Raw genomic sequence first — 20,584 nt, 5'->3', positions numbered from 1 at the left:
TTTCCTTGTCGCGTCATATCGGCACTTGAAGTCGACTGTGACCTTGACCGACCCCAAGGACTCCCGATATGCCGGCCCCCTTCTTCAAGGCTTCGCCCCGGCTGCCGACCATCCGCATTACCCCCGGGCTTTGGGTAGTGCTGTTCATGTTCACCCAGGCTGCGGCCGCCGATGTGCTCGTCGTCACCGACAGCCGTCATCCCGTGCAGGCCCCGGCCGGCGTGCGGATCATCGAGCTGGACCAGGCCACGCGCATTGAGGTCGAACTCGCCGCGCACCTGCCGACCGACCCGCAACAGGCCGCAGCCGTGGTGCGGCAGCGGTTGCATGACGGCGGCGAGGTCCTGCAGCGTCGCATCGGCCATGCCTACCAAGGTGTCGCGGATGCCTGGGGGCTAGGCATCGCCAAGATTCCCGCCGTGGTGGTCGATCGACGCTACGTGGTCTACGGCGAGCCCGACGTGTCCCGCGCCGTCGCGCGCATCAACGCCTACCGGAGCACGCAGCCATGAGCCTCCCGCTGGCACGCCGGCGCCTGCGCGCCACCGCCGCCTCGCTGCTGCTGAGCGCGGCCACGTCGACGTTCGCCCTGGACACCGCCACCATCGTCTCGTCGGCGCTGTCCCCCGACTGCCTCGAATACCGCGTGGTCGGAATCTGCTACTGGCTGTACTGCACGCCCTTCGGCTGCTCGGTTCGCACTTCCGTCAAGGTGCGCCACTACGTCCCCGATGCGGTGGTGTCGAGCTACTCGAACACCGGAGAAAACCCGTGGCAGGAAGTCAGGGCGATGAGCATGCCCAACCCGACCGCCAAGGCTGGCGGTGACGGCACGACCAATCACGACAACGAGAACAACCTCGCCAAGTTCAAGAACGCCGATGTCATCGGCCATCCGGCCGGGATGGTGTTCAGCCAGTTCGCCAGCGCCTCCGGCTACACGTGCGAAGGCGCTGGCACAGCCTTCATGCCGTATCTGCTGAGCACGCTCGACACGATCGCCTGGCGCTACAACATCCCGGAAGCGTTCTACCCCGAAGCGCTCATCCCCGGCCGGCGCGAAATCGGTACGCGCACCGGCCTGAACCTCTGGGGCAACGTGTATCCCCGCGGTGGCTTCCTGCACCAGACCGACGACCACAAGAGCGGCGCCGTGGTCGCGCAGCGCGCGGGCGACATCGTGACGCGCCGCAACCAGATTCATGTGTACCAGCCCCTGCTGGCCAAAGCCCGCGACGGTTACTGGCCGGCCGGCGCGCTGATGGAGACCGACGCCTCGACGGGCAAGTGGCAGGAGCTGACGCCCACGCTCTCGAACAGTTGCGTGGTCTTCCCGCACAGCCGCACCCGCGTGCAGGCCCAGCAAGGCGACTACGCCTGGGCCCTGTGGCGGCCGTACTCCTGCTGCCGGCGCCGTGGCCAGGTCTTCCTCGGCAGCGTCGATTTCATGTGAGGAACCCACGATGAACGCCTCCCTCCCTGACTTCCTGCGCCGCGCGAAGTCGCCCCTGCGGGCCACGCTGCTCGTGGCGGCCATCACGCTGGTCGTCGGCGTCGCCTGGGCGCAGACCCGCATCGACCCCAATGGCGTGAACGTCAGCGGCAGCGTGATCGGCGACGACGTGCTCTACAGCATCGGCGGCGGCCGGGCGGTGTCGATGGGTGGTGCCGGCAACATGCAGAGCATCGGCGTCGGCGTCGGCTGGAACAGCAACCTGATCTGCGGCGACATGAGCATCACCACGACACTGCAGAACCAGCTCAACGGCATCACCAACGGCTTCCAGACGATCATGAGCAACGTGATCCAGAACGCCACCAGCGCCGTGGCCTCGCTGCCGGCGCTGATCATCCAGCGCGCCGACCCGGGGCTCTACAACCTGCTGACCAACGGCATCCTCCAGGCGCGCCTGGACTTCGACCGCTCGAAGATGACCTGCCGTGCCATCGCCAATCGCATGGCGGATATGGCCGGCGGCCAGGCCGGCTGGGACCAGCTCGCCGAAGGGATGGCGCTGCGGGATGCGGTCAGCAGCACCGATGCCGTCTCCGCCATCGAGCAGGCCGAGTCCAACAAAGGGAACAACGGCGTGCCCTGGGTCGGCGGCGGCAACGCGGGCGGCTCCGGTCAGAGTTCGATCAAGGTGGTCGGCGATGTGACGCGCGCGGGCTACAACCTGCTCAACGGGCGCAGCGCCACCGATACCTCGTCGATCGCGCGCAGCGCCTGCGGCAACCGCCTGACCTGCCAAACCTGGTCCTCGCCCCAGGCGGCCGCGGACTGGGCGACCCGCGTGTTGGGCGAACGCGAGCAGCGCACCTGCGAAAACTGCACGAAGACCCAGACCACGCCTGGCGTCGGGCTGACGCCAATGATCCAGGAAGAGTACGAGACCAAGCTGCAGGCGCTGCAGGAACTGGTGACGGGCGCCCGGCCGACGACGCTGGCCAATCTCGACGCAGCCGGCAGCAGCTCGCTGCCGATCACCCGCGGCGTGATCGAGGCCCTGCGTGACGAACCCGACCAGGGCATGCTGGGCCGGCGCCTCGCGTCCGAGGCGGCGCTGTCCAGCGTGCTGGAGAAGGCCCTGCTGCTGCAACGCACGTTGCTGACCGGCAAGAAGGAGCCGAACGTCGCCGCCAACGAGCTGGCCGTGCAGGCGGTCGACCAGGAGAACAGCGCGCTGGAGCAGGAGATCAACAACCTCAAGACCGAGCTGGAACTGCGCCGCACGCTGGCCGGCAACTCGGCCATGGCGATCATCCAGCGCCACAGCACCCGCGCTGCCGGCTCGCGCGGCGTCTTCGAGGGCGACACCACGCGCGACCGTCTGCGGGAAGTCCAGAAGCCGCGGAGCGGTACGCCATGAGCCGGCTCGCCTGGCTGCGGCTGCCATGGCTGTTCAACCGCCGCGTCGGCGTGGCGCTGCTGTGGACCTTGCTGGTGGTCGCCGCCGCGGTGGCGGTGAACATCGCCGGCATCCACGTGGTCGGCGGCATCGAGGGCTGGCAGCACTGGCTGCAGGCGCACGCCGGCCACTTCTTCGTGTGGCGTCTGTGCCTCTACGGAGCGACGGCTTACGGCTGGTGGTGGATGCGTCGGCGCCTGTTGCGGCGGGAGCCGTCCCGCGAGACGCATCAGCGCCTGCTGCGCACGGAGATCGCGGCCGTGATCGCCGTGGTCGCGCTGGAAGCCAGCCAACTGTTGCGGCACGGCTGAGACCGGGAGGCAGGCATGACGCTCTACACCACGGACTACCTGGAGTATTACCTGACCCTGGTGGCTTGGGTGGTCAACAACGGCATCTGGAGCATCCTCGTGGCCAGCGGCGTGTTCGCGCTGCCGTTCGTGGCCATCGTGATCCAGGAATGGCTCAAGGCCCGCAGCGAAGGTGCGGACGAGGGCAACAAGGGCGTGCTGTCGTCGATGCGCATCGAGAACCGGGTGTGGGTGGCGATCGTGGTCATCATGTTCGCCGGCATCCCGTTCATCCCGGTGGATCTCGCCACGATCAAGTTCGACACCACGCGCTCTGCGCAATGCCAGGTCAGCGTCCCGCTGCCCAACGACACGGGCTGGTCCAACGTCTACACGGCGCTCAACGACCAGAGCGCGCTGGTGCCGGTGTGGTGGTTCTTCATGCACGCCATCTCGAAGGCGGTCACCGGCGCCGCGGTGGCGGCGATTCCTTGTGGCACGGACCTGCGTCAGATTCGCATGGAAGTCGATGCCACGCGCATCGACGATCCGGTGCTGGCACAGGAGGTCGCCGACTTCACGCACGACTGCTACGGGCCGTCGCGCGCCAAGCTGTTCATGAACCGGCCGACGCTCTCCGACGAGCAGGTGAACGACGTGACTTGGATTGGGTCGAGCTACTTCCTCGACACAGCCGGCTTCTACGATACCTACCACTCCCGCACGCCACGCACGGCCTGGCCCTACGACGCGACCCGCGATGCGGGGCTGGCACAGGTGGACAGCGGCGGCGGCTATCCGTCCTGCCGACAGTGGTGGGCCGATGGCGACCAGGGACTGCGCAACCGGCTGCTGGCACAGGTCGACCCGGACCTGCTGACCCGCATCGGGCGCTGGGCGGGCTTCCTGTCGCAGAGCGAGGTCAATGACTCGGTGATCCGCGCCGTCGTCTCACCGCGGCAGCAGAAGATGAACCAGGGCACCGTCTACACCGATTACGGCGGCCAGATCGACAAGACGCTGCCGAACATCGTCACGCGCGGCGCGAGCGACCTGGGGCTGACCGTCGGCTCGCTGGGCTTCTTTCCGGCGATGGACGTGGTGCGCCAAGCGCTGCCGATGGTGCTGACGATGCTCAAGATGGCGCTCGTCATCTGCATCCCGCTGGTGCTGCTGATCGGCACCTACGACCTGAAGACGGTGGTGACGGTGAGCTGCGTCCAGTTCGCGCTGTTCTTCGTGGACTTCTGGTTCCAGCTCGCGCGCTGGATCGACAGCACGATCCTGGACGCGCTCTACGGCTGGGGGTTTGGCGCGGACAGGCCGCACACGAACTTCGATCCGTTGATCGGTTTGAACAACGCCTTTGGCGACATGCTCCTTAACTTCGTCATGGCGATGATGTTCATCGTGCTGCCGACGTTTTGGGTCATGGCATTGGCTTGGGCAGGCGTTCGCACGGGAAATATCGTGCAGGGGTTGTCCACCGCCACCTCGGACGCCAAGGGCGCTGGGGGGCGTGGCGCTGGTATGGCAATGAGCGCCGTATCGAAGAAGTGACCGCCGTTCAGTCGTCGTCGGTCACATGCGGGTCGATGCGCCAGTCGCTCTTGTCATAAAGCCCGAAGCCGTTGGGGCCTTCCCTCCACTCGGGTTGCGGTTCCTCTTGATCAGGGTCGTCGTGCTGCACGAGCCATGCAGCAGTCACCGCAAAGGCAAGCAGCAGGGCCAGCCAGAACGCGGAGTAGAGCAGCGCACCGAGCACGGCGAGCTTGACGATCCAGAGCACCGCCGTCGCCGCGCCCGCAGGCACCCCGCGCGTCACCAGCCAGCCGGCGACACGCTGCTCGCGGCGCAGGTATCCACGCCAGGCACGGCCAGCCCCCCGGCCCAGCCGGTGGCTCCGGCGCCCGTTGTGCGTGTTGGTGGTCATGCTCATATGCCTCGGCTTCAGTGGTGCCTCACCTCGCGGAGCGGCCGGTCGTGGCCTGCCCTCCAGCATAGACCGCGATCAGGAGGGCGGGTTGCGGCCGGCAGAGCCGGGTTGGCTCGGGTCGCAGATCGATTAGATTCTGCACGATAAATCAAACCTTATGCTACTTTCCATGCACGTTCTTGCAATGGCTCTAGGGGTCGATTGGATTCTGTGTTATTTTTATAACATGGATGGAAATTCTCGGCACCAGGTAATCAAGCGACTGCAGGCGGGACTCCCCCGCGGGGCGCCGTTCGACCTTGCCACCCTGAGCCAGTTCGGGGTGTCGCCCCAGCTCGCCGCCCACTATGCCGACGGCGGGTGGCTCGTGCGCCTGGCCCATGGCGTCTATGCCTTCCCGAACGATGAGTTCGGGGTCTACGGTGCGCTGAAGTTCCTGCAACAGCGCGTGCCCGGCCTGCACGTCGGCGGCAAGAGCGCCCTGGCCCTGCAGGGGGTGCGGCACAACCTGGGCAGCCGGGAGGCGCTGGTGCTGTGGGGCGACGGTCGCTTCGCGTTGCCGGCCTGGTTCACTTCGCGCTTTCCGGCCCGCTATGTCCACGCCCGCCTGTTCGACTGGCCGGACACGGCGCTGGCCGGCAAGACCCTGACCACGCCGCCTGGCCTGCCCGAGGATCTGCGGGTGGCAGCCCCCGAGCGTGCCGTTCTGGAGCTGCTGTACGAAGCCGGCGTCAAGCAGAGCCTCGAAGAGGCCCGCAACCTATTCGATGGACTGCGTTCCCCCCGCAAGGACTTGCTCGGGCAACTGCTGTCTTGCTGCGCCAGCGTGAAGGCCGTGCGCCTGTTCCTCACCTGGGCGCGCGAGACCAGCCTCGTGGATGTCGATGCCCTGCTGGAGCAGTACCCGGTTCGCACCGGCAGCAACACGCGCTGGATGAGCCGGCTCGATGACGGCACCTTGCTGAGCCTGAGACCTCATGGATAAGACCTACGCGGACACCGTTCGCCTGCTGCTGGCCGTCGCGCCCGACGTGTTCGCCAACGACATCTTCGCCATGAAGGGCGGCACGGCCATCAACCTCTTCGTGCGGGACATGCCGCGTCTGTCGGTGGACATCGACGTGGTGTACCTCCCGTGGCAGACGCCGCGCGACGAAGCGCTGCAAGCCATCAACCAGGAGCTGGCCGCCATCGCCACGCGCGTTGCGCCACTGGGCGTGCAGACACGCCTGGTTCGCGCCAAGGACCTGGGAGACACCAAGCTGATCGTCGAGAACGACGCCAGCCAGGTGAAGATCGAGGTCAACGTCGTGTTCCGAGGCAGCGTGCTGCCCGTCGAGCGGCGGCCGCTGAGCGCCAAGACCAGCGATCTGTTCGGCGTCGAGTTCGAGCTGCCGGTTCTGGCACCGGACGAGCTGTACGCCAGCAAGCTGGTGGCCGCGCTGGATCGGCAGCACCCCCGCGACCTGTTCGACGTGTGGCAGCTCTACGAATCGGGCGACATCGGCGACGGCATGGTCGAGTGCTTCGTGATCTATCTGGCGGGCCACAACCGGCCGCCCCACGAAGTGCTGTTCGGCAACGACAAGGACATCGCCGGCGAGTACGAGCGGGCCTTTGTCGGCATGACCGAAGTGGACTGCTCCCTGGAGACACTGCTCGACGCTCGCGCCAGGATGCGGCGCGAGCTGCCACAGCGACTGAGCACCGCGCACAAGCAGTTTCTGAGCGGGCTGGCGCGCGCAGAACCGGACTGGTCGCTGGTGCAGTGCCAGCACGCCGCGCAACTGCCGGCACTGCGCTGGAAGCTCGCCAATCTCGAAACCTTCCGCAAGCGCCGTCCCGACGACTTCGCAGCGCAATCCGCCGCCCTCGACACCGGCTTGGGCCAGAGCTGACGAACATCCCGCAGCGCCCCACTTGCCGGGATTGCCCCATGCCGCATTCATCGTGGCATCCACGAAGCAGCGGCCCTATACCCAAAGGCTTCCGACAAAGGCCAAAGGGCTGGGAAGGGGCAAAGGAAGGGCGCCAAGGGGAAAGGCCCTATCCTGAAAAGGCCAAAAGGCGCCCCGAGCAGCCCGTCATCCGGGGTTCGCCATGCTCTCGCTGTTCCAGCGCAAAAGGGTGCCACCCGCCGCCGGCACACCGCCCACCTCCGCCATCGAAACTCCGAAAGGGTCGATGTGGCCGGAGTCGGCCGCATCGCTGCTGGCCACGCCGCGTCGGCAGAAACTGCTGGAACACATCTGGCAGCGCACATCGCTCTCGCGCCGGCAGTTCGCCACGCTCTACCTCGCCCCACTGGAGCGCTACGCCGAGTTGGTCCAGCAGTTCCCGGCCTCCGAGAACCACCACCACGCCTATCCGGGCGGCATGCTGGACCACGGCCTGGAGATCGTCGCCTATGCGCTGAAATTGCGGCAGTCGTACCTGCTGCCTGCCGGCGTCACGCCCGAGGCACAGGCGGACCAGGCCGAAGCCTGGACCGCAGGCACGGCCTACGCGGCCCTGCTGCACGACATCGGCAAGATTGCGGTCGATCTGCACGTCGAGCACGCTGACGGCAGCATCTGGCATCCCTGGCACGGCCCGTTGCGAAAGCCGTACCGCTTCCGTTACCGAAGGGAGCGTGAGTACCGCCTCCACAGCGCCGCCACCGGGCTGCTCTACGCACACCTCCTCGATCGGGACATCTTCGACTGGCTCAGCGGCTATCCCGACCTCTGGGCCGCGCTGCTGTACGTGCTGGCCGGCCAGTACGAGCACGCCGGCACGCTCGGCGAGCTGGTCGTGCAGGCCGACCAGGCATCGGTCGCCCAAGAACTCGGCGGCGATCCCAGCAAGGCGCTGGCGGCGCCCAAGCATGCGCTGCAACGCAAATTGCTCGACGGCTTGCGCTACCTGCTCAAGGAAGAATTCAAGTTGAACCAGGCCGGCCCGGCGGACGGTTGGCTGACCCAAGACGCCCTGTGGCTGGTGAGCAAGACCGTCTCCGACAAGCTGCGCGCACATCTGCTGTCGCAGGGCATCGACGGCATCCCGGCGAGCAACACGGCGGTGTTCAACGTGCTGCAGGATCACGGCATCGTGCAACCGACGCCGGATGGCAAGGCGATCTGGAAGGCTGCCGTCACCAGCGACGCCGGCTGGTCGCACGCCTTTACCTTCCTGAAACTCTCGCCGGCGATGATCTGGGATGCCGTCGACCGGCCGGCGCCGTTCGCAGGCCGTGTGCAGGTCGAAGAGGAACAGGCGGAGCCGCCGCCGCTGGCGCCGGCGGTGGCCGATGGGCCGCGCGTGGAAGGCACCGAAGCTGCACCCGCGAGCACGGCGCCGATCGCATCCGCAGCCACGGACATCGGCGTGGCCGCGCTGCTCGACCTGCTGGGCGACACTGCTCCATCCACAGCGCCGGAGATCGCCGAGGCCGAGCCGGCCCCTTCGACCGTGCCCCCGCCGCAGATGAGCCTCGCGCCTTCCCAGGATCGCGCGGAGCCCTCCGGGGCGCACTTCATGGCCTGGCTGAGTCAGAGCATCCAGACGCGCAAGCTCATCATCAACGACGCCAAGGCCCTGGTGCATACCGTCGCCGGTACGACCTATCTCGTCAGCCCCGGCGTGTTCCAGCGCTACGCGCAGGAGTACCTTCAAGTCGCCGCGCTGGCCAAGCAGGAGAAGCTGGAGGGGTGGCAGTGGGTACAGAAGCGCTTCGAGAAGCTGGGACAGCACCGCAAGCAGCCGAGCGGGCTGAACATCTGGACCTGCGAAGTCACGGGGCCGCGCAAGTCGCGCCGGCTGCACGGCTATCTGCTCGCCAGCCCGGAGGCGCTGTTCCGGGAGACGCCGCCAGACAACCCATACCTGCGGCTCCTCAACGAGGCCGCAAAGCGCGAAGATTCAGCCCTTGGGGGCAAGGACAACGACGATCAAGGGTAGCCGTGCGGCCGCTGCGCAGGCCGGCTTCAATCCGCGGATGGGGCCGACTCTGCCAGCTTGGCTTCGGTCAGAGTCATCAAGTGGGCGGAACTGCATTTCAGCGCACGGGCGATCTTGAGGATGAGGGGGAGCGTGGGGACATGCTCGCCGCGCTCGATCTTGCCCATGTGAGACCGCTCGATGCCGGCCATGTGAGCCAGCGTTTCCTGAGCGATACCCTGGTTGGTTCTTTCTTCCCGCACGGCAGCCCCAAACGCGATGGCTGGTTCCGCTTCGTAGGTAGTGGTGCCGGTGGGGCGGCCCCTTTGGATCGAACGCTTTGGCATTGCCAAGAGCGTCGAACACAGTCACGATTTAAACCACGTTAAACTTAACTCATTCAACGGCTTCGAGATCAGTTGCCACGAGTTCACCGCCTGGGGGGAGCTGGACGTGGAATCGAGTGACATCACCGCCGAAATTCGCATGGCCGTCCTCGGCGAATGGGTGCCTCCCCAGCTCGCCGACGTGCTCGCCCTGCAGCGTGCCGAAGAGCCGGAGACTCATGCCGTCCTGGCCGGATGGACAGATCCCGTTCGAGGCGCGGAGCTGCCGGGCGACGGCTTCGATTTCGCCTTGTCTGCGGTTGCCCGGCAGTGGCCTGGCTGGGTATGCGAGCCGCTGTGGCATGACACGCTGGCGGTCGCCGTGGCCAAGCGCTCCCACCTGCTGGCCTACCGTGAAGTGCCGTGCGAGGAAGTGCTCAAGCAGCCCTTGATCTGCTCGCAGTCCACGGCCGATGAACCATGGCGCATGACCGTGCAGCGCGTGTTCGAGAACGCGCTGCAGGAGCGGGAGCAAACGGTGGAGACATTCGATGTGGCGATGACGCTGGTTGCCGCCGGGTACGGGATCGCCATTGCGCCTGCCGCGAGACTGGCGAGCTACCTACGCCGAGGCATCGCCGTGCGGCCGCTGGCCGGCGCACCAACGATCGTGATGGCTTACCTGCTGCGCCGCAACGCTTCCTTGTCGGACACCCAGGCAAGATTCGCCCGCCGCGCGCGCCTGGTGTCCTGACAGACGCGCGGGAATCGCGGTTTCGCCACGATCCCGCATTCCTGCTGCTAGGCGACCCCGACTCGCGGCGGGATCCATTCGCTTTCCTTCACGGCTGTGCTCACTGCCATGACGAGCTTGTCGAGATTGCTGGCCGTCACGCCCTCCAGTGCCGAACGCCCCCGCAGCATCGAGCGCGGCTGCAGCAGTGCATGGTAGATCTGCCAAGGGTCCGCACCCCTGGTCAGCTTGAGGACGGACTGGATCAGCTCGTGTTTGAGTGGGTCGAGATGCCAATCCGGCACGCGCTGGCCGCGGTTGCCCACGTTCAACGCCAGCAAGTTGCCCGCCTTGATCTCGTAGCTGATCCACCTGCGGGACTTGCCCGCCATCTTGGCAAACGCCGCGACGGGAAGGTTGTGCGACGCTTCGAAGACATCGAACAGTTCCATCCTCTCGCGCTGAATGTCCGAAGGCACCAGCGGCGCGGCCGATCGAGGGGGCGGAACCGCCGGCAGCCGATGTGCGGCGGCAGAAACCAACGGCATGGCGTCACCCGGCTTCGTCACGAGCAGGATTGGCGAAGCGGCAACCGGCGTGGAGGGTGCGCTTGCGGTTTGCTCATTCGGGAACGCGGGCACGCCTTCCAGATGCACGGTGAGCGGCATGCTGGCCGCCTCGACCTGGTTCTGCTCGAAGAGGTCGAGCCGATCGGCCCAGTCCTGCATCATGCGGCGACGCTGCTCCACGTACTCGGCATGGTTGTAGGTCGCGCTGACCTTGTTGGGATCGACATGCGAGAGCTGTGCATCCACCCAGACCTTCGGGTAGCCGATCTCGTTGAGCGCAGTGGACATCGTGCCGCGGATGCCGTGTCCGGTCAGGCGTTCCTGATAGCCCATGCGCTTGAGGGCACCATTGAGCGTGTTCTCGCTGATGCGCTTCTTCAAGTCGCTGTCGTGCCGGAACAGGTAGCGCTGGGCCGGCTTGAACTCATCAAGCAGGTGCCGGACGATCTCCATGGCCTGAATCGACAAAGGCACGATGTAGGGCGGGATGTCCTTCGGCTGCTGCCGCTTCTTGCGCATATCCAACTGGAGTTGCTTCACGACGTCGGGCGGGATGATCCACAACCCACGGTCCAGATCGAATTGATCCGGCATCGCCTGTCGCAGCTCGCCGGTTCGCACGCCGGTCAGCAGCAACAGCCGCAGCCCGAGCTGGGTCTGCCGCCTGCCGCGATAGCTGCGCAGCCGCTGCAACAGCTTCGGCAGCTCGGCCATGCGCAGGAACGGGTTGTGGTTGACGGGTGGCAGCGGCAGCGCCACCACATCGAGATCGGAGGCAGGGTTCTGCTCCAGGCCCGGCACGATCACCAGCGCGTAGCGGAACAGTTGGTTGAACCACGTCCTGACTTTCTCGGCGACGGAGAGCGCCCTGCGCTTCTCGATCTTGGCAATCACCTCCAAGAGGTCGGGACGCTTGATCTCATAGACCGACCGCTTGCCCAAGGCGGGCAGCACATCCTTGTCGAAGATGCGCGGAAGTATCGAAAGGGTCGTCTGCCGGCCTTCCTTGAGGCTGAGCCCGCGATGCTTGAGCCACTTGCGATACACCGCCTCGAAGGTGTTTTCGTCGGCGAGCCGGACAGCGGTGCGCTTCTGCTTGCGGTGAACGCGAGGATTGGTGCCTTTGGCCAGCAGGGCGCGCGCTTCGTCGCGCAGGCTGCGGGCCTCGCGAAGCGTCACCTCCGGGTAGGTGCCGAGCGACATCCGCTTCTGCTTGCCCGCCCAGTAGTAGCGGAAGTGCCAAGTCCTGCCCCCTGCAGCCGTGACGGCCAGGGAGAGGCCATCCAAGTCAGGGAGGGTGTATGCCTTGCCAGTTGCCTTGGCCTGTCGAACGGCCAGGTCTGAGAGTGCCATGCTCTTGCTCCTGAACATGAGTCAGGAACCAGATGCTGGTCACGTCGACCTCGCCCCTCCATCAACAATCCGGAATCAGCCGCGCCCGCAAAAATGGACTTGTTTGTGGACTTAAAAGTCCTGGCTGTAGGCGGATCGCAGTGGACCGCGGCAGAACGTCAAAGAGAGGAAAAGTCCTTGTGTGGCAACGACTTGCAGACTCTCTTGGACTTCTGCGGAAGTCCGCAGAATGATGCAGTGGAGCGGGTGAAGGGAATCGAACCCTCGTCGTAAGCTTGGGAAGCTTCTGCTCTACCATTGAGCTACACCCGCGCGCCGTCGATTCTAGCGGCGGCGGTGCCGCGTCGTCACGTGTTCCCGTGGCGGGCCGGGGGGCAGCCCTGGACGCCGCCGCCCGACCTGCCGATGCGCTATTGGCCCCGCTGTTGCCGCAGCAGGTCGCGGATCTCCGCAAGCAGCACCTGCTCTGCGGGCGGCGCGGCCGGTGCCGCCTCTTCCTTGCGCTTGAAGCGGTTGGCCTGCCGGATCAGCAGGAACAGCACGAAGGCGACGATCACGAACTTGATCACGGCGTTGATGAACAGGCCGTAGGCGATCACCGGCGCGCCGGCCTCCTGCGCGGCGGACAGGGTCGCGTAGTCGGTTCCGGACAGATTGACGAACAGCTCGCTGAAGTCGATGTTGCCGAGCACCAGGCCGATCGGCGGCATGATCACGTGGTCGACCAGCGAGCTGACGATCGCGGTGAACGCCGCACCCATGATGAAACCGGTGGCCAGGTCGAGGACGTTGCCCTTGACCGCGAATTCCCTGAACTCCTTGAACACGATGCTCCCTCCATGATGATGTGGGTGTCGTGCCGCCCCGCCCCTCCTGGGCGATCGGCCCGTTTCGCTCAGGCCCGGGTCGGGCTCGCGCGCCACGACCGGTCCTGCGCGGGCGCCGTCCCCGGCCGCGGCCATCCCTGGCCGGAGGACCGTCCGGACATCCCGGTCCGGCCCTGCGCGCGGCCATCCTAGCTGGGTCGCCGCCGTCCCGGCGCGGGGACGCGCGGGCCCGGGACCGATACGGCCAGGGCATCGCGTGCGGGTTGCGCGGTCGCCCTGGCCGGATGCCGGCCCGCGGACCCGCCGGTCCGCGGCGGGGGGTACAATCCCCGCATGGAAATCGTCTTCAACGGAGAACCGTTGCGGCTCGCGGAAGCGGCCACGGTGGCCGATCTCCTGGCCGCCACCGGACTCGCCGACCGTCGGGTCGCCGTCGAGCTCAACCGCAGCATCGTTCCGCGCAGCCGCCACGACCAGCAGTGCCTGGCGCCCGGCGATCGCGTCGAGGTGGTCCATGCCATCGGCGGCGGTTGAGGTGGCGGCCTCCGACGACGCCCTGGTGATCGCCGGGCGCAGCTACGGCTCGCGGCTGCTCACCGGTACCGGCAAGTACAAGGACCTGGACGAGACCGCGCGCGCCACCGAGGCGGCCGGCGCGCAGATCGTCACGGTCGCGATCAGGCGCAGCAACATCGGCCAGGATCCCTCGCAGCCGAACCTGCTCGACGTGCTGCCGCCGGACCGCTACACCATCCTGCCCAACACCGCCGGCTGCTACAGCGCCGACGATGCGGTGCGCACGCTGCGCCTGGCGCGCGAGCTGCTCGATGGCCACAGCCTGGTCAAGCTGGAGGTGCTGGGCGACCGCACCACCCTGTACCCGGATGTGGTCGAGACCGTGAAAGCCACCGAGATCCTGGTCAGGGATGGCTTCCAGGTGATGGTCTATTGCAGCGACGACCCGGTCCTGGCGCGTCGCTACGAGGAACTCGGCGCGGTCGCGGTGATGCCGCTGGCCGCGCCGATCGGCTCCGGCCTGGGCATCCAGAACCGTTGGAGCCTGCTGGAGATCGTCGAGAACGCCCGGGTGCCGGTGCTGGTCGACGCCGGGGTCGGCACGGCGTCCGATGCCGCGATCGCCATGGAGCTGGGCTGCGACGGCGTGCTGATGAACACCGCCATCGCCGGTGCCCGCGATCCGGTGCGCATGGCGCGGGCCATGCGCCTGGCGGTCGAGGCCGGCCGCGACGCCTTCCTGGCCGGCCGCATCCCGCGCCGGCGCCATGCCAGTGCCTCCTCGCCGGTCGACGGATTGATCGGGTGAGCGGCAGCCCGGCCAGCGACGTAACGGAGGTGGCTGGGACGGCACCACCCGGGACGGGCGCCCGCCCGCTGCGCAGCTTCGTGCTCCGCCAGGGGCGCATGACACCGGCCCAGCAGCGCGGCTTCGACCTGTACTGGGCGAATCTGGGCATCGACCCCGCCGGGCGACCACTCGACCTGGACCGGCTGTTCGGGCGGGCGGCGCCGCGGGTCCTGGAGATCGGCTTCGGCAATGGCGAGGCGCTGCTGGAATGCGCGCAGCGCGAACCGCACAGGGATTTCCTGGGCATCGAGGTGCATGGCCCGGGGGTCGGCCGGGTGCTCAACGGCGCCGGCCAGGCCGGACTGCGCAACCTCCGCATCCTTCAGCACGATGCCGTCGAGGTGCTGCGCGACAATCTCGCGCCGGACAGCCTCGACGAAGTGCGCATCTGGTTCCCCGACCCCTGGCCGAAGAAGCGCCACCACAAGCGCCGCCTGGTGCAGCCCGCCTTCGTGGCCCTGCTGCGCAGCCGGGTCCGTGCCGGCGGCCGCCTGCACCTGGCGACCGACTGGCCCGACTATGCCGCGCACATGCTCGAGGTGATGGCGGCCGCGCCCGGCTGGCGTAACCTGTCCGGGCCAGGGCAGGCGAGTCCGCGGCCGGCCTGGCGGCCCCTGACCCACTTCGAACAGCGCGGCCTGCGCCTGGGCCACCCGGTCGTCGACCTGATCTTCGAAGCCGTGGACCCCTGAGCCATGGACGGCGGCGGCCTGCTGTTCACCACGGACATGCTCCTGGTCCTGGGCCTGCTGCTGTTCACCGTGGTGATGTTCGTCGGCGAATGGATCCGCGCCGACGTCGTGGCGCCCCTGGTCCTGGTGCTGCTCGGACTGTTCGGCCTGGTGCCGAACGACGAGCTGTTCGCCGGGTTCTCCTCGAACGCCGTGCTCGCCGTGATCGCCACCATGATCATGGGCGCCGGGCTGGAGCGCGCCGGCGTGATGGCGCATGCCGCGCAGTTCATCATCCGCCTGTCCGGCGGCATCGAGCGCCGCCTGGGCATGCTGATCTCCGCCATTTCCGGTGGTGTATCCGGATTCATCCAGAATCCCGTGGCGGTCGCGCTGTTCCTGCCGGTCGCCAGCCGCATCTCGGCGCGCACCGGGCTGCCGATCGCCAAGCTGCTGCTGCCGGTCGCCGGCTGCATCACGCTTGGCGGCACGCTGACCATGGTCGGATCGTCGCCCCTGATCGTCCTCAACGACCTGATCACCAGCGCCAACCGCAACCTGCCCTCCGGCGCCGCGGCGCTGTCGCCGTTCGCGATGTTCGCGGTGCTGCCGGTCGGCCTGGCGCTGCTGGCCACCGGCGTCGCCTACTACACCTTCGTGGCGCCGCGCCTGCTGCCCGAGCGGCTGCGCAGCGCGGCGGCGACGCCGGCCCGCACCGAGAGCTATTTCGAGCAGGCCTATGGCCTGACCGGCGAGATTCACGAGGCGGTGGTCACCGCCGAGAGCCCGCTGGTCGGCATGTCGGTGGTCGAGGCCGAGCAGCTGCACGGCGCACCCCTGGTGCTGGCGATCCGGGTCGGCTCGGAATCGCGCCTTGCGCCGCCGGCCGACCAGATGATCTGGGTCGGTACCGCGCTGGGCGTGCTCGGGCCGCGCGAGCAGGTCCAGAAGTTCGCCGAGAACAACGTCCTGACCCTGCGACCGCGGCTGCGCGAGTTCGCCGACTTCTTCAATCCGGCGCGCGCCGGCATCGCCGAGGCGGTGGTGCCGCCGGGCAGCCGCTTCATCGGCAAGCGGCAGTCGGAGCTGCGCCTGCGCAAGCGCCTCGGGCTGAGCATGCTGGCGATCAGCCGGGGCGACACGGTGATCACCCGCGATGTCCGCGAGGAGCCGATCCGGGCCGGCGACTGTCTGGTGTTTCACGGTTTCTGGCGCGACCTCGCTCACGCCGCCGAGAACCACGACTTCGTCCTGGTCACCGACATCCCCAAGCAGGAGGCGCGTCCGCACAAGCTGTGGCACGCCCTGGCGCTGTTCGTGCTGGCGATCGGCTTCGCCCTGTACAGCGCCGACCGCCTGCCGGTGATGCTGTTCGCCGGCGCCGTCGGCATGATGCTGGTCGGCGTGCTGAGCGTCGAGGAGGCCTATGGCGCGGTCAACTGGAAGACCGTGTTCATGCTGGCCAGCCTGATCCCGCTCAGCTATGCGCTGGAGACCACCGGCGCCGCGGCCTGGCTGGTGCAGGAGCTGCTGCGCGGCATCGGCGCCTGGCCGGCGCTGGGCGTGCAGTTGCTGATCGTCGTGCTGACCGGATTCTTCGCCATGGTCATGTCCAATGTCGGCGCCACCGTGCTGATGGTGCCGCTGGCGATCAATGCCGCGCTGGCCACCGGCGGCCAGCCGGCGGCCTATGCCCTTCTGGTTGCGGTGGCGGCCTCCAACAACTACTTCACCGTCACCAACCCGGCGATCGCCATGATCGTCGGCCCCGGTGCCTACCGGCAGTCCGACCTGCTGCGGGTGGGCGCGCCGCTGGCGGCGGCCCACGTGCTGGTGACGATCGCGGTGATCAACCTGCTGTTCTGAGTCCGGCGGGCGGCACCGGTACCCGGCAGCCGGACGTCGGCGCCGCCCCGCTCAGAAGCTGTAGCGCAGGCCGACCAGGGCCGTGCGCGGCAGGCCCGGACGGGCGCCGGAGGGCCGCCGCGAGACGATGTACTCGCGGTCGGTCAGATTCTCGATACGGGAAAATAGCTCCAGTCCGCGGGCGACCTGCCAGGAGGCGCTCAGGTCCCAGACCCAGGCCGAGTCGGTGGCGTTGGCGGCTGCCACCGGCCCCTGGCCGGCGGTGGTCCGCATGGCGTCCACGTAGGCGACGCCCAGGAAGGCGCTCCAGCGCTCGCCGCGCAGACCCGTCGCGGCATGGAACATGTGCTCGGGCAGGTAGGGCAGTTCGTCGCCGCGAATCACCGTGCCCCATTCGCCGAAGCCGCTGTTGAAGCTTGACCGGAAGCTGGCCTCGGTCCAGGTGTAGTTGGCCTGGAACGGCACCTCCACGGCGCCACCGGCATTGCCGGTCAGTTCCATGCGCGCCTCGACGCCCTGGACCCGGGCCTTGCCGCCGTCGAACTGGTCGCCGATGTTGCAGTTGCCGCCGGTCGAGGCGGTGCAGGTGCCGACCAGGTTGTCGTAGTCGTTGTGGAAGCCGATCAGTTCGGCGAACAGGGAGCCACGTTCGAAGCGGGCACCGATCTCGGTGTTGACGCTTTCCTCCGATGCCGCGGTGCTGCCCGGCGCTGGCGGGTTGAAGCCCTTGTGGACGCTGGCGAACAGCGACCAGGATGGACTGGCCAGCCAGGTCAGGCCGACGCCGGGGATGGTCTGGTTCACCTGGTCGCGGATCACCCGGATGGTTCCTCCGGCGCGGCCGGGGTCGTTCAGGGCCCAGTCCAGCCGTTCCAGGTCGATGCGCTCGTGGCGCACGCCGGGGGTCAGGATGAAGTCGCCGAAGCGGATCTCGTCCTGAACGTACAGCGCCAGTGCCTTCGCGGAGACCTTGCGGTTCTCCTGGCTGCCCGGCGCCCCGGCCTGGGTCAGCTCGAGCCGGCCATCGCGCATCCGGTAGCGGTCGTCCTGCTGGAAGCGGTCCTCGAAGTCCCGGTGCCAGCGCACGCCGACCTCCAGCAGGTGCGAGACCTCGCCGCCGAACGACCAGCCCAGCACCGACTGCAGGCCTTCCTGTTCGTAGCTGCGGTTGTTGTTGCGGAGGCGAAGGGCGTTGTCCGGCGAATCCTGCCCGGTCAGCCAGCCGAACTGCGTCTGGAATTGCGCCGGATTGGCCAGGATGGCCGAGAGAGATCCGCCGGTGACGTCCTGCAGCTTGTACCAGGCACGGCTGAACTCGTGCCGGTAGGCGGTGGTGCTCAGATCGACGCTGTCGGTCAGGACGATGCCGTGGCGCAGCTCGATCTGCTCGTGTTCGGTGGTGATGTTGTCCAGCGCGCTGGCCGCATAGCGGCGCTGCGGGTCGGCCCGGAAGTCGGCGTCGGTGAGCCCCAGGTAGGTTTCATCCGAGGCCTGGTCGGTGCGACCGAGCTTGAGCTCGATGCGCTGGCGCAGCGCCGAGGGATCGGTGCTGGTCCAGCCCAGGCGGACGCGCCAGTCCTGCAGGTCGTAGCCGGTGTCGCCGCCGCCATCCAGGCGCTTGTAGCCGTCGGTGGCCTGCTGGACGGTCTCGACCAGCCAGCCCAGCCCGTTGTCCAGGGTGCCACCGGCCCAGCCATGGCCCTGCAGGGTGCTGTCCTGGCCGAACAGCACCTGGGCCTTGCCGGCCAGGGGACGGTCCGGAATGCCCGTGCTCACGAAGTTGACGACGCCGCCGGTGGTGCGCGGACCGGAGCGGATCGACGCCGAACCCTTGCGCACCTCGACCGCCGACATCCGCTGCATGGTCGGGAAGTAGTAGGCGGCGGGCGCGGCGTACGCGGCCGGCGCGATCAGCACGCCGTCCTCCATCACGGTGATCCGGCTGTTGCGGTCGGTGCCCGAGCCGCGGATGCCGATGTTGGGGCGCAGTCCGTAGCCCTCCTCGTCGATCAGGTAGACACCTGGGACCTGGCGCAGAACGCGCTGCGCGTCGGCGTGCTCGAACGCGGCCAGCTCGTCGGCACCGACGTATTGCGCCGATCCGGCGGTTTCCAGCGCCTTCTCGCGGCTGCCGACCACCACCGTGCGGTCGAGTTCGGCGGCATCGTCGAGGGGGACCTCGGCGGCGGAGACGGGCAGGACGAGCAGCGCGGCGATGACGGCTGCGGCCAGGGGGTGGAGAGGGGGCATGGGGAGTCCGGGAGGGTCAAGGAAATCTGCAATGCGCGTACGTTACTGAGACGGATTCGCATTTGCAATAACGACCTTCACGGACACGCGACGGCGGCATCGGACAGCGAGCGGACACCTCGGGAGGCGTTTCAAGTCATTGATTCGTGGACATTCCTCTCCTGGCACGCGAGGTGCTGCACGAGGCCATGAACCGGAGACCCGACATGGATGGCCTTCCTCCCCCGGCCCCCGCGCCCCGACCGGGCATCCGCGACACGGCAGCGCAGGATCGCGTGCTTGCCGTGGATCCGCGCCTGCGCCGGAGGCGGCTGTTGCGACACGGTGCCGTCGCCGCAGCGCTGCTCGCCGGGCTCGCCTGGCTGCTGCCGGACCTGGTGTCCACCCTGTCGGCAACACGCTCGGTCTCCGCCGACCGTCTGCGCATCGCCACCGTCGAACGCGGCACCCTGGTCCGCGACCTGGCCGTGCAGGGCCGCATCGTCGCTGCCGTCAGCCCGACCCTGTACGCGCCGGCTGCCGGCACCGTCGGTTTCCTGGTCGCGCCCGGCGATGAGGTGGAGCTGGGCGCGCCGCTCGCCGAGCTGCGCAGCCCCGAGCTGGACAACGCCCTGTCGCGCGAACGGTCCACCCTGCAGGGGCTGGAGATCGAAGTGGCGCGGGCCCGCATCGACAACCGCAAGCGGCAGTTGCTGACCGCGCGCACCCGCGACGAGGCCGAAGTCGCGCTGCTGGCCGCGCAGCGGGAGATGCAGCGGGCCGACGCCGCCTGGGCGACGCGATCGATCAGTGAGGTCGACCATCTGCGCGCACGGGACGCGCTGCGCAATGCCGAACTGGGCTTCGGCCACGCCGGTGCCGATTCCGATCTGGAGCGCGAATCCCTGGCCTTCGAGCTGCGCGCGCGTGAGCTGGCCCTTGATCGCCAGCGCCTGGTGGTCGCCGACCTTGCCCGCCAGGTCGAGGAGTTGACCATCCGCGCACCGGTCGCAGGCCGGGTCGGCACGCTCCTGGTCGCCGACCGCAGCGCGGTCGGCCGCGACGCCGGCCTGCTGACCGTGATCGACCTGAGCCGGCTGGAGCTGGAGATCGACGCCCCGGAAAGCTTCGCCGACGACCTGAGTCCCGGCCTGCCGGGCGAAGTGGCCTTCCAGGGGCGGGCGTTCCGTGCCGAGCTTGCCTCGCTGTCGCCGGAGGTGGTCAACGGCCAGGTCCGGGCGCGCCTGCGCTTCGTGGAAGAGCAACCCTCGGGATTGCGCCAGAGCCAGCGCCTGTCGGCGCGGGTGCTGATCGACGAGCGCAACGACGTCCTGAAGGTGCAGCGCGGACCCTTCGTGGAGGCGGGCAGCGGCCGCCAGGCTTACGTGGTGGTCGACGGCTTCGCGGTTCGGCGCCCGATCCAGCTCGGCGCCGGCAGCCTGTCGGAGATCGAAGTGGTGTCGGGCCTGTCCGCCGGCGACCGCATCGTGATCGCCGGAACCGACGCCTTCGAGGACGCGGAGCGCATCCACCTCACCGGCGACCGCCCCTGACGGCACCGTGCCCGCCCGACCGCTTGCCCGGCGGCAGC

19 protein-coding genes and 1 tRNA gene are annotated in these 20,584 nt (G+C 68.1%); 14 read left to right on the top strand and 6 right to left on the bottom strand.

Annotation, left to right across the window (positions count from 1 at the left end):
* Positions 1-68: 68 nt before the first annotated feature.
* Genes KF823_07905 through KF823_07885 form a run of 5 tightly spaced genes read left to right on the top strand, consistent with a single transcriptional unit; the run spans position 69 to position 4,759 of the window.
* On the top strand, positions 69-512 hold the full coding sequence (locus KF823_07905; GenBank protein ID MBX3725826.1) for a TIGR03757 family integrating conjugative element protein: 444 nt from the start codon (positions 69-71) through the stop codon (positions 510-512).
* Positions 509-1,453: a TIGR03756 family integrating conjugative element protein gene (locus tag KF823_07900; GenBank protein ID MBX3725825.1), complete on the top strand. Its 945-nt coding sequence runs from the start codon at positions 509-511 to the stop codon at positions 1,451-1,453. The genes KF823_07905 and KF823_07900 overlap by 4 nt, the downstream gene beginning before the upstream one ends.
* Before the next feature lie 10 nt (positions 1,454-1,463).
* Positions 1,464-2,870, top strand: a complete 1,407-nt coding sequence (locus KF823_07895; GenBank protein ID MBX3725824.1) for an integrating conjugative element protein — start codon at positions 1,464-1,466, stop codon at positions 2,868-2,870.
* Positions 2,867-3,220, top strand: coding sequence for a hypothetical protein (locus tag KF823_07890; protein ID MBX3725823.1), 354 nt, complete (start codon positions 2,867-2,869; stop codon positions 3,218-3,220). Before KF823_07895 ends, KF823_07890 begins: the two co-directional genes overlap by 4 nt.
* A 15-nt stretch (positions 3,221-3,235) precedes the next feature.
* Positions 3,236-4,759, top strand: a complete 1,524-nt coding sequence (locus KF823_07885) for a conjugal transfer protein TraG N-terminal domain-containing protein (protein ID MBX3725822.1) — start codon at positions 3,236-3,238, stop codon at positions 4,757-4,759.
* A gap of 7 nt (positions 4,760-4,766) precedes the next feature.
* Here the strand turns inward: KF823_07885 and KF823_07880 are convergent, their stop codons facing one another.
* A complete protein-coding gene (locus KF823_07880; protein MBX3725821.1) occupies positions 4,767-5,138 on the bottom strand; it encodes a DUF3742 family protein in 372 nt (123 codons plus the stop codon).
* 223 nt (positions 5,139-5,361) lie between these two features.
* Here KF823_07880 and KF823_07875 point away from each other — a divergent pair, with 223 nt between their 5' ends.
* The 3 genes from KF823_07875 (at position 5,362) to KF823_07865 (ending at position 9,074) form a co-directional block, all read left to right on the top strand.
* On the top strand, positions 5,362-6,120 hold the full coding sequence (locus KF823_07875) for a type IV toxin-antitoxin system AbiEi family antitoxin (GenBank protein MBX3725820.1): 759 nt from the start codon (positions 5,362-5,364) through the stop codon (positions 6,118-6,120).
* On the top strand, positions 6,113-7,033 hold the full coding sequence (locus KF823_07870; protein ID MBX3725819.1) for a nucleotidyl transferase AbiEii/AbiGii toxin family protein: 921 nt from the start codon (positions 6,113-6,115) through the stop codon (positions 7,031-7,033). Before KF823_07875 ends, KF823_07870 begins: the two co-directional genes overlap by 8 nt.
* A gap of 202 nt (positions 7,034-7,235) precedes the next feature.
* Entirely contained in the window at positions 7,236-9,074 is a 1,839-nt protein-coding gene (locus tag KF823_07865) for a TraI domain-containing protein (GenBank protein MBX3725818.1), read from the top strand.
* Positions 9,075-9,100: 26 nt separating this feature from the next.
* Here KF823_07865 and KF823_07860 read toward each other — a convergent pair whose 3' ends face one another.
* A complete protein-coding gene (locus KF823_07860; GenBank protein ID MBX3725817.1) occupies positions 9,101-9,400 on the bottom strand; it encodes a helix-turn-helix transcriptional regulator in 300 nt (99 codons plus the stop codon).
* A gap of 106 nt (positions 9,401-9,506) precedes the next feature.
* On the opposite strand from KF823_07860, the gene KF823_07855 reads away from it, so the two are divergent.
* Positions 9,507-10,133 carry a substrate-binding domain-containing protein gene (locus tag KF823_07855; GenBank protein ID MBX3725816.1) on the top strand — a complete coding sequence of 209 codons (627 nt, stop codon included), beginning with the start codon at positions 9,507-9,509 and terminating at the stop codon, positions 10,131-10,133.
* Positions 10,134-10,180: 47 nt separating this feature from the next.
* Here the strand turns inward: KF823_07855 and KF823_07850 are convergent, their stop codons facing one another.
* The 3 genes from KF823_07850 to mscL all read right to left on the bottom strand — a co-directional run bounded on the left by KF823_07850 (position 10,181) and on the right by mscL (position 12,996).
* Positions 10,181-12,034, bottom strand: coding sequence for a tyrosine-type recombinase/integrase (locus tag KF823_07850; GenBank protein MBX3725815.1), 1,854 nt, complete (start codon positions 12,032-12,034; stop codon positions 10,181-10,183).
* A 238-nt stretch (positions 12,035-12,272) separates the two neighbouring features.
* Positions 12,273-12,346, bottom strand: a tRNA-Gly gene (locus KF823_07845).
* A 98-nt stretch (positions 12,347-12,444) separates the two neighbouring features.
* Positions 12,445-12,996, bottom strand: a complete 552-nt coding sequence (gene mscL / locus KF823_07840; GenBank protein ID MBX3725814.1) for a large conductance mechanosensitive channel protein MscL — start codon at positions 12,994-12,996, stop codon at positions 12,445-12,447.
* A gap of 198 nt (positions 12,997-13,194) precedes the next feature.
* Between mscL and thiS the strand changes: the two genes are divergently transcribed.
* The 4 genes from thiS to KF823_07820 all read left to right on the top strand — a co-directional run bounded on the left by thiS (position 13,195) and on the right by KF823_07820 (position 16,764).
* Positions 13,195-13,395 (top strand): sulfur carrier protein ThiS, encoded by a 201-nt coding sequence (thiS, locus tag KF823_07835; GenBank protein MBX3725813.1) that lies wholly within the window; start codon positions 13,195-13,197, stop codon positions 13,393-13,395.
* Positions 13,376-14,185 carry a thiazole synthase gene (locus KF823_07830; GenBank protein MBX3725812.1) on the top strand — a complete coding sequence of 270 codons (810 nt, stop codon included), beginning with the start codon at positions 13,376-13,378 and terminating at the stop codon, positions 14,183-14,185. The genes thiS and KF823_07830 overlap by 20 nt, the downstream gene beginning before the upstream one ends.
* Before the next feature lie 98 nt (positions 14,186-14,283).
* On the top strand, positions 14,284-14,919 hold the full coding sequence (gene trmB / locus KF823_07825; protein ID MBX3725811.1) for a tRNA (guanosine(46)-N7)-methyltransferase TrmB: 636 nt from the start codon (positions 14,284-14,286) through the stop codon (positions 14,917-14,919).
* A 36-nt stretch (positions 14,920-14,955) separates the two neighbouring features.
* Positions 14,956-16,764: an SLC13 family permease gene (locus tag KF823_07820; protein MBX3725810.1), complete on the top strand. Its 1,809-nt coding sequence runs from the start codon at positions 14,956-14,958 to the stop codon at positions 16,762-16,764.
* Positions 16,765-16,815: 51 nt separating this feature from the next.
* Here KF823_07820 and KF823_07815 read toward each other — a convergent pair whose 3' ends face one another.
* On the bottom strand, positions 16,816-19,014 hold the full coding sequence (locus KF823_07815) for a TonB-dependent receptor (GenBank protein ID MBX3725809.1): 2,199 nt from the start codon (positions 19,012-19,014) through the stop codon (positions 16,816-16,818).
* Positions 19,015-19,220: 206 nt separating this feature from the next.
* Between KF823_07815 and KF823_07810 the strand changes: the two genes are divergently transcribed.
* Complete coding sequence (locus KF823_07810) at positions 19,221-20,546, top strand: efflux RND transporter periplasmic adaptor subunit (GenBank protein MBX3725808.1); 1,326 nt, start codon at positions 19,221-19,223, stop codon at positions 20,544-20,546.
* Positions 20,547-20,584 lie beyond the last annotated feature (38 nt).

Source organism: Lysobacterales bacterium (assembly GCA_019634735.1).
GTDB lineage: Bacteria > Pseudomonadota > Gammaproteobacteria > Xanthomonadales > UBA2363 > Pseudofulvimonas.
Note: the sequence above shows the minus strand (reverse complement) of the source record. Positions and strands in the feature narration are given on the sequence as shown.